The following is an 8,943-nucleotide window of genomic DNA, read 5'->3' as shown; positions in this document are numbered from 1 at the left end:
CGGTCGCGCCGACCGCCGCACCGGCGCCGAGCTGCGGCGCGCCGGAGACGAGACCCGCCGCGATGCCGGGTCCGAAAATGCCGAGCCCGAAGAGGGCCAGCGAGGCCAGCACCAGCGCCATGGCGTCGTTGAGATTGGGCTCGCGGCCCTGAAGCGCCGTCACGAAATCGGTGAAGAAACCCGAACCGATGCCGATGATGACCGCGAGCAACATCACCTTGACGCCCGAGGCGACGACATTGCCGAGCACGCGCTCGGCCAGAAACGCCGTTTTGGTCCAGAGCGCGAAAGGCACGAGCACGAAACCCGCCAGCGTCGTCAGCTTGAACTCGATGATGGTGATGAAGAGTTGTACCGCAAGGATGAAGAAGGCGGCGATGACGACGGTCCAGGCGAGCACCAGCACGATGATCGTCACCGCATGGTTGAAGAAGCTCGTGAAGCCCATCAGCGAACCCGCCTGCTGCAAAAGCGGCCAGGCCGCCTCGAAGCCGATGCCGGCGAGATAGCCCGGCCGGAGCAGATCGTCGGCGGTGAGTTCATTCTCCGCCGCATGCAGACCGAGCCCCGCGAAGGAGCGGAAGATAATGTCGGCAAGGCCAGCGAAATTATTCAGGATCAGTGCGAAGACACCGACATAGAGGACCTTGCGCAGGAGACGGCCGAGCACATTGCCCTCCTCCATCGCCCAGAAGAGGCCGGCCAGCGTGATGTCGATGCCGATCAGGATCGCAGTCAGGAAGGCGACATCGCCCTGCAACAGCCCGAAACCGCTGTCGATCGCCTGGGTGAAGGCCTCCATGAACCGGTCGATGACGCCGAGATCATCCATGCCGCTCACTCCTCACCTCTCACTCTTCGTTTGTCACTGCGCCGGATAGGCTTTGCCTTCGCCCATGAAGCGGTCGAAGCTGGCGCGCGCCTGTTCCTCGGCCTGGGCCTTGCGCGCCGCATCAAGCGCCTCGGCGCGGTATTGCGCCGCCATCAGGGTCTGGATCTGAAACTGTTGTTTCGTCGACAATGCGAGCAACTGGTTTGCCGCCTGCTGCGCCTGAAGCGCGCCCGCCGCGCCTTGCGAGGCGGTGACCAGAGAGACGAGCGCTGCCTGGTCGCTCTCGACATTGCGCGCAATGCCGGCCTGCAGGCGCATCGTGTCGCCATAGGCGGACATGGCATCGCGCCAGCGCTGCTCGGCATCGGCGAGAAGCACGTCGTGAGTGATCTCCGCGCCATAATGGTCAGGATAGCTGCGCTCAAGGGCCTCTTGCGTCGCCTCGATCGTGAAGGCGATGCCGCGCGCCTGGTCCATCAGCTGGCCGATCCTTGTCAGCCCCGAGACCATGCCCTCCAGTGTCGAGAGGTCGAGATGCTCCAGATTGCGCGCCATATTGTCGAGCATCACGGCCTCGTTCTGGAGCGAGCGGATCTGGTTGTCGATCTGCTCCAGCGCGCGGACCGCCTGCAGCAGATTCTGCACATAGTTGGTGGGATCGAAGACGGTCATGGCCGTGGCCGGACGCATGCCGGTCATCATCGGACCGGCAGTGAGGAAAAGAGCGAGTAGTACGGCCCGCAGAATCTTGTGCGTCATGACGATGTCTCCCCTGGAGAAATTTTCGCTGTATGGAAGTCGATGAGATCGGCGGCCCAGTCGAGCCCCTTGGCGGTGAGCAATCCTTTCGCGAAACCCGCTGATCCCGCCTCACTCAACACACGATCGATGAGCTTCCGGTCCGCCGGAGAGGAGGCACCACAGAAAGCGAGCGCGACGGGACCGAGACCGAGTTCGAAGAGCCGGTTGCCGCGGCGGGACTGGAGGTAGTAGTGCCGCTTCGGCACCGCTTCGGCGATCAGTTCGATCTGGCGCGCGTTGAGGCCGAAGCGCTCGTAAGCCGCCCGCGCTTGCGGCTCGATCGCGCGATCATTCGGAAGGAATATCCGCTGCGGACAGCTCTCGATAATAGCGGGCGCGATGGCGCTGTCGGCGATATCGGCAAGCGATTGCGTCGCGAAGATGACGGCGACATTCTTCTTGCGGAGTGTCTTCAGCCATTCGCGGATGCGGGAAGCGAACAATGGGTCGTCGAGATAGATCCAGGCCTCGTCGAGAATGAGCAGTGTCGGCGCACCGGTGAAGCGCTCCTCCAGGCGATGGAAGAGATAGGTCAGGACCGGCATCACCGCGCCCTTCTCGTGCAGCAGCGCCTCCATCTCGAAACACTGGATGCCAGATAACGCGAGACCGTCCTCGGCCGCATCGAGCAGATGCCCGAACGAACCTTCGAGCGTATAGGGTGCGAGCGCCGCTTTGAGCGCATTCGATTGCAAGAGAACGGAGAGGCCGGTCAGCGTGCGCTCCCCGCGCGGTGCCGAGGCGAGGCTCCCGAGCGCCGACCAGACGGCATCCCTCACCTCCGGCGTCACGTCGAGTTTCTCATGCGTGAGAAGCGCGCCGATCCATTCGGCCGCCCAGCCGCGTTCCGCCGGCTCATCAATGCGGGCGAGCGGCTGGAAGGCGAGCGCCGTCGCACCCTCGCCGGAGCCGAGCGCATGATGGGCGCCGCCCATGGCGAGAATGGCGGCGCGGGCCGAGAAGCCCTTGTCGAAGAGATAGAGTTGCGCGCTTTCGTAGCGGCGGAACTGCATCGCCATCAGCGCCAGCAACACCGACTTGCCGGCGCCGGTCGGCCCGACGATCAGCATATGGCCGACATCGCCGATATGCGTCGAAAGACGGAACGGCGTCGCGCCCTCGCTTTCGGCATGGAGCAGGACCGGACCGTCCAAATGCGCGTTCTGTGCCGGCCCGGCCCAGACGGACGAGAGCGGCATCAGATGGGCGAGATTGAGCGTATGGACGATCGGCTGCCGGACATTGGCATAGACGTGACCGGGCAGACTGCCGAGCCAGGCTTCGACCGCATTGGTGCTTTCGCGGATCACGGTGAAGCCGGCGCCGGCGACCGCGCGCTCGACGGCACGGCGATGCTCGTCCGCGACTTCGGCATCCTCGTCGGCGACGGTGATCGTCGTCGTCAGATAGCCGAAGCTCACATGATCGCCGCCCAGCGCCTGCAGCGCGAGATCGGCATCGACCACCTTGTTGTCGGCATCCGTGTCGAGAAGGGGCGCCGGTTCGTTGTACATAACCTCGCGCAGCAGCGCCGTCACCGATTTCCGCTTCGCGAACCATTGGCGGCGAAGTTTCGTGAGTTCCCGCGTCGCTTGGGGTTTGTCGAGCGCGATGAAGCGCGTCATCCAGCGATAGGGGAGCGCCAGATGATTGAGCGCATCGAGGAGCCCAGGTTGTGTGAGGTTCGGGAAACCCAGCACCGTCAGCGTCCGCAAATGCCGCGCGCCCAGCATGGGTTCGAGACCACCGCTCAAGGGCTCGTCCACCAGCACCGCGTCGAGATAGCCCGGCGTCTCGGGCGGCACGATGCGATGGCGCTTCGAGGAGATGGCGCGGTGGAGATAGGTGAGGGTTCCCTCATCGTCGAGCGGATGGAGCTCCGGCATGAAGCCCTTGAGGAGATCGGCGATCCGGCCGGTCTCGGCGATGAACCCGCCAAGATCCTCCCGCCAGTCGCGAGCATGCTCCACCCTCTCCTTCTCGATGAGCCACCGCTCTGCCCGCGAGACCGTGTCGGGTGGCGGCATATAATAAAGTGTGAGATGGCAGGCGCTGTCGAAATGGGTTGCCCCCTCGAAGCCCGCGCGGCGCTCGCGGTCGATGAGCCAGGAGGCCACGTCCGGAAAGGCGCTGTCGGGGTAATCCGCCGCCGCGAAACGCTCCGCCTCGAAAAAGAGCGCCCAGCCCGAGCCGAAGCGGCGCGCGACATTGTTGAAGCGCGCCGAGACGCCGATCAGTTCGGCTTCCGTCGCGCTTTCGAGATCGGGGCCGCGGAACCGCAGCGTCCGCTGGAAGGCACCATCCTTGTTGAGAACGATGCCCGGCGCCACGAGTGCTGCCCAGGGCAGGTGATCGGCGAGGCGGTCGGGTTTGCGGCGGTACTCGGCGAGGTTCAGCATGAGAGAAATCCCTTCTGCCGGAGATGACGGGCCAGCACCTGTCCGAATTGCGGATCGCGCTTCGCCGCGAAGACGCAAAGCGTGTGGCTGGCAAGCCAGAGGACGAGGCCCGCGATCCAGAGTTGAAGACCGAGGCCGAGAGCGGCCGCGACCGTCCCATTGAGGATCGCCACGCTACGCGGCGCGCCGGCAAGCAGGATCGGTTCGGCGAGGGCGCGGTGGAGCGGCACTTCGAAGCCTTCGAGATGGCCGCTCATGCGATCAGCGCTCCGCCGCCGAAGGCGAAGAAGGAAAGAAAGAAGCTCGAGGCCGCAAACGCGATCGAAAGGCCGAAAACGATCTGGATCAGGCGCCGGAAGCCGCCCGCCGTATCGCCGAAGGCGAGCGTCAGCCCCGTCACGATGATGATGATCACCGCGACGATCTTCGCGACCGGACCTTGCACGGAATCGAGGATCTGCTGCAGCGGCTGCTCCCAGGGCATGCCGGTGCCGGCGGCCTCTGCGGCGCCGATAAACATGACGCAGAGGAACAGAGAGAGGGCACCGGTTCGGATGAGGTGAAGACAGGAGCGCATGGACAATCCTTTCAGGTCAGACAGAGGGGCGATGCAGGCCGACCGTCTCGGTAACGAGGTAATCGCCATTGGCGTCGAGGCAGGTGACTTGGGCGATGCATCCGACATGGCGGGCGGCTCCCCTCCCCTCGATGAAGACGATGAGATCGATCGCCTCGGCGATGAGGCGGCGCGGCACGACGGCACTTGCTTCCTGGACGAGCTGTTCGAGCCGGTAGAGGGCGGCGCGGGCCGAGTTCGCATGCAGCGTCGCGATGCCACCCGGATGGCCGGTGTTCCAGGCCTTCAGCATGTCGAGCGCCTCGCCGCCCCTGACCTCGCCGACAATGATGCGGTCGGGCCGGAGGCGAAGCGTCGAGCGCACGAGATCGGCAAGCGAGACCACGCCCGGCTTCGTCCGGAGCGCTACGCAATCGGGTGCCGCGCATTGAAGCTCGCGCGTATCCTCGATCAGGATGATGCGTTCGTCGGCCGTTGCCATTTCGGCGAGAAGCGCATTGGCCAGTGTCGTCTTGCCCGAACTCGTGCCGCCCGCGATTAGAAGATTGCGCCGGTCGGCAACGGCATCGCGCAAGGCGCTTGCCTGCTCCGGCGAGAGGATGCGGTCGGCGACATAATCGTCCAGCGTATGGATCCTTGCGGCGGGCTTGCGGATCGCGAAGCAAGGCGCGGGCGCCACCGGCGGCAGCAAGCCCTCGAAGCGCTCGCCGCTTTCGGGAAGCTCGGCGCTCACCACCGGATTGCCGGCATGAACCTCCGTGCGGATATGCGAGGCGACAAGGCGGATGACGCGTTCGACCTCTGCCGCCTCGAAGCGCACGCCCGTATCGAGCCTGCCCTCGCCCAGCCGGTCGAGCCGGAGGCTGCCGTCGGGATTGACCATCACTTCGACCACCCGCGGATCGGTAAGCGCCGCCGCGATCGCCGGGCCCATGGCGGTCCGGAGCATCGAGCGGCGCCGTTCCCTCGACTGCATCTCGGCGGGCCCGCTCATGGTGTCTCCTCCGTCTCAGCGCTGCGCAGGATCGTGTCGCGACTCAAATCCCGCCTGCCGCCCGCGAGTTGCCGGCCGACTCGGTCGATAAAGGCCTCGAAGCGGTCGCGGCCGACGGCGCGGGCCGCGTGATCGGGCTCCGGCAGCGGCGCGGTGACGGTCAGCTGATAGCGGACAAAGAGCCCCAGGCTCTCCATCACGATCGCGAGGTCGCGCTCGATGCGGTTCAATTGCGTGCTCATCCGGTCGAGCCGGAGTTTGAAGAGATCGTCGAGCTCCTTGGCACCGCGGCGCGCGAGATAGGCCCGCAGCGCATCGCTGACGATGGCAGATTTGGACGAGCCGGGCTTCGCGGCGAGCTTCTCGAGTTCCTCGGTCAGCGCATCGTCGAGATAGAGATGATGGCGGGGCTTCATTGCGTGTACCTTCAGAATCCGGGGAGAAGCTCTTGCGAGGCGCGATGGCGGTCGCCGTCGCTTCCCGCATTGGCCGCATAGGCGCGCCTGATCGTGCTGCGCCCGCCGCGCCTTGCCTTGTCCATCGCCTTGGGATCGGCGCCCGCATCCCCGTCATCGTCGAAGAGACCGAGCGTCGGCTCGCGAGGTTCGCGCGGTTTCGCGACCTCCTTCGCGGGCAGGCCCGGATGGCGCTGCTGCTGCGGCCCGCCTTCCTCTTCGGCCATCGCTGCATCGGGATCGGGGACACCCACGGCGGCGAGCCGATGATCGAGCCCGCGCACCTGGCCGCTCCAGTCATCGGAACGCGGAGCGGGCCTGTCGCGATAGCCGTTGTCGGCAAGCGCCGGCGCCGGCTTTACCCGCTCGGTGAAGTTCCTGTCCTCGTAATAGCGAAGCTTCTTCGCCCGGATCGGCGCAAGGCCCGAGACCAGCACAAGCTCGTCGGCCGGCGGCAATTGCATCACCTCGCCCGGCGTCAGAAGCGGCCGCGCCGTCTCCTGCCGCGAGACCATGACATGGGAGAGCCAAGGCGCGAGCCGATGACCGGCATAATTGCGCTGGGCGCGGAGTTCGGTCGCCGTGCCGAGCGCATCCGAAATGCGCTTCGCGGTCCGCTCGTCATTGGAGGAGAAGGCGATCCGGACATGGCAATTGTCGAGGATCGCATTGTTCTCGCCATAGGCCTTGGAGATCTGGTTCAGAGATTGGGCGATGAGATAGGCCCTGATCCCGTAGCCCGCCATGAAGGCGAGCGCCGTCTCGAAGAAATCGAGCCGCCCGAGCGCCGGGAACTCGTCCAGCATCATGAGGAGCGCATGGCGCCGCCGCTTTGCCGGGTCGCCTTCGAGCTTTTCAGTGAGGTGCCGCCCGATCTGGTTGAGCACGAGGCGGACCAGCGGTTTCGTCCGCGAGATGTCGGCGGGCGGGATGACCAGATAGAGCGAGACCGGCCGCGCCGCATCGACGAGATCGGCGATCCGCCAATCGCAGGCCGAGATCGTCGCCGCGACGATCGGGTCCCGGTAAAGCCCCAGAAACGACATGGCGGTCGAGAGAACGCCCGAGCGCTCATTGTCGGACTTGTTCAGGACCTCCCGGGCAGCCGACGCGACGACGGGATGAACCTCCGGGCGTTCCGGCGTTCCCAGATGGTTGGTCGCCATCATGGCGCGCAGCGTGTGCTCGAAGGAACGCCTCGGGTCCGACAGCAGCGTCGCCACACGGGCAAGCGTCTTCTCCTCCTCCGCATAAAGGACATGCAGGATCGCACCGACCAGCAGCGCGTGGCTTGTCTTCTCCCAGTGATTGCGGCGCTCCAGCGCGCCTTCCGGATCGACCAGGATATCGGCGATGTTCTGGACGTCGCGGACCTCGTCCGGGCCCTTCCGTACCTCGAGAAGCGGGTTGTAGCGTGCCGACCGCGGATCGGTCGGGTTAAAGAGGAGGCAATGCGAGAAGCGGCTCCGCCACCCGGCCGTCAGCTGCCAGTTCTCGCCCTTGATGTCGTGAATGACGGCCGAGCCCGTCCAGGAGAGAAGCGTCGGCACGACGAGACCGACGCCCTTGCCGGAGCGCGTCGGCGCGAAGGCCATCACATGCTCCGGTCCGTCATGGCGGAGATAATGCGCGTCCAATCGCCCGAGAAAGACGCCGGCGGCGCGGAAGAGCCCCGCCCGCTCGATCTCGCCGCGCTTCGCCCAGCGCGACGAACCGTAAGTGGTGACGAGCTTGCCCTGCCGCGCGCGCCAGAGGGAGCCGGCAATGGCAACCGCGCAACCGGCGACGCCACTTGAAGCCGCGATGGCGCCTGCCCGCACGAAGACGCCCGGCGCATAGGCCTCATAGGCATACCACCACTCGAAGAGCCGCCACGGGTAATAGACCGGCCATGAGTGGAGGACGAACCAGGGCGTGCCGAGACGCGGCTGGAAGCCAAGCGCGGCAGCCGCCCATTGCGTTGCGGTCCAGACACCGAGAATGACGATCGCGAAGACGATCAGCGCCTGACCGATCAGAAGTCTTGTCGGGGTCATCCGTCTCTCTCCATCGCGCCAAAGCTCGCGAAAACGAGAGACAGGATTCAGCCAAGAGAAGGATTCTGAAAATCGCCTTTATCTGCGCTCTCGCGCGACGACAAGCACGGCGGGAAAGAGAGCGTCTGTGAGAATGCGTGAGCGCAAGAACAACGACTCTGGAAACGCGGAATCGAGAGGTGTAGAATCCGGCAACGAGCGTTGATGCACGAGATCGTTTGCACCGCTCCGATGAAACAAGACCTCACCGCGACAGATGGAGATCCGACATGATCGCCATGCTTCTGCTCACCGTCTTCGGGCTCGGCGCCTTCTGCATGCTGCTGTTCAGATGCGCGGTCTATGCGCTTCCCGTCATGGTCGGGCTTTCGACCGGTTACTGGGCGATCACATCAGGCGTTGGCATAGTGGGTGGCGCTCTCGTTGGCCTGGTCGTCGGCGGCCTCGTCTTCGGCCTTGGGCAGGCAGCGCTCGCGACGAGTCGTTCGTCGCCGGTGCGGTTCCTGGTTGTGGGGGTATTCGCAATACCGGCGGCGCTGATCGGGTACGGCATGATGCTGGAGATATGGCAACTCACTATGTCTTCCAGTGTTTGGCAGCACGCGTTCGGGGCTGTCGCAGGCCTAGTAGTTGCCGTCGCGACGGTGGTCAGGCTTCTGGACGAAAACCCTTTGCCAATAGGCGAGAAAAACGTCGCGGTCTCACCCCGGCTCTGAATGACTGCTTAGCGCCGATTGTGTTGATTAAGTCGGCAGTTGATCGGGCTTCCGGTGCGTGATTCCATCGTTTTGTGCTTATCGGAGGACAGAGCGATGATGGGAACACAGGTGGCGCCGGCGCAGCTGTTTT

9 protein-coding genes are annotated in these 8,943 nt (G+C 65.0%); 1 reads left to right on the top strand and 8 read right to left on the bottom strand.

Annotated features, from left to right (window positions below):
* The 8 genes from trbL to WBG82_RS05820 all read right to left on the bottom strand — a co-directional run.
* Window positions 1-832, bottom strand: an 832-nt coding sequence (gene trbL, locus WBG82_RS05855; protein WP_424422539.1) for a P-type conjugative transfer protein TrbL, incomplete at its 3' end; no start/stop codon positions are given.
* A 33-nt stretch (window positions 833-865) separates the two neighbouring features.
* On the bottom strand, window positions 866-1,591 hold the full coding sequence (gene trbJ / locus WBG82_RS05850; RefSeq protein ID WP_325407444.1) for a P-type conjugative transfer protein TrbJ: 726 nt from the start codon (window positions 1,589-1,591) through the stop codon (window positions 866-868).
* The gene (gene trbE / locus WBG82_RS05845; RefSeq protein WP_424422536.1) at window positions 1,588-4,032 is read right to left on the bottom strand and encodes a conjugal transfer protein TrbE; all 2,445 of its coding nucleotides are present in this window, start codon (window positions 4,030-4,032) and stop codon (window positions 1,588-1,590) included. The genes trbJ and trbE overlap by 4 nt, the downstream gene beginning before the upstream one ends.
* Complete coding sequence (locus WBG82_RS05840) at window positions 4,026-4,289, bottom strand: VirB3 family type IV secretion system protein (protein WP_424422533.1); 264 nt, start codon at window positions 4,287-4,289, stop codon at window positions 4,026-4,028. Before WBG82_RS05840 ends, trbE begins: the two co-directional genes overlap by 7 nt.
* The gene (locus WBG82_RS05835) at window positions 4,286-4,552 is read right to left on the bottom strand and encodes a TrbC/VirB2 family protein (protein ID WP_424422530.1); all 267 of its coding nucleotides are present in this window, start codon (window positions 4,550-4,552) and stop codon (window positions 4,286-4,288) included. Before WBG82_RS05835 ends, WBG82_RS05840 begins: the two co-directional genes overlap by 4 nt.
* Before the next feature lie 73 nt (window positions 4,553-4,625).
* The gene (gene trbB / locus WBG82_RS05830) at window positions 4,626-5,603 is read right to left on the bottom strand and encodes a P-type conjugative transfer ATPase TrbB (RefSeq protein WP_424422527.1); all 978 of its coding nucleotides are present in this window, start codon (window positions 5,601-5,603) and stop codon (window positions 4,626-4,628) included.
* Window positions 5,600-6,019 carry a CopG family transcriptional regulator gene (locus WBG82_RS05825; RefSeq protein ID WP_424422524.1) on the bottom strand — a complete coding sequence of 140 codons (420 nt, stop codon included), beginning with the start codon at window positions 6,017-6,019 and terminating at the stop codon, window positions 5,600-5,602. The genes trbB and WBG82_RS05825 overlap by 4 nt, the downstream gene beginning before the upstream one ends.
* An 11-nt stretch (window positions 6,020-6,030) precedes the next feature.
* Entirely contained in the window at window positions 6,031-8,094 is a 2,064-nt protein-coding gene (locus tag WBG82_RS05820; protein WP_424422522.1) for a conjugal transfer protein TraG, read from the bottom strand.
* Between the two features lie 269 nt (window positions 8,095-8,363).
* Between WBG82_RS05820 and WBG82_RS05815 the strand changes: the two genes are divergently transcribed.
* The gene (locus WBG82_RS05815) at window positions 8,364-8,810 is read left to right on the top strand and encodes a hypothetical protein (RefSeq protein WP_424422519.1); all 447 of its coding nucleotides are present in this window, start codon (window positions 8,364-8,366) and stop codon (window positions 8,808-8,810) included.
* Window positions 8,811-8,943: the final 133 nt, after the last annotated feature.

The organism is Parvibaculum sp., from assembly GCF_049671045.1.
Taxonomy (GTDB): domain Bacteria; phylum Pseudomonadota; class Alphaproteobacteria; order Parvibaculales; family Parvibaculaceae; genus Parvibaculum.
The sequence above is the reverse complement of the archived record's forward strand: the minus strand, read 5'-3'. Positions and strand labels throughout refer to the sequence as shown.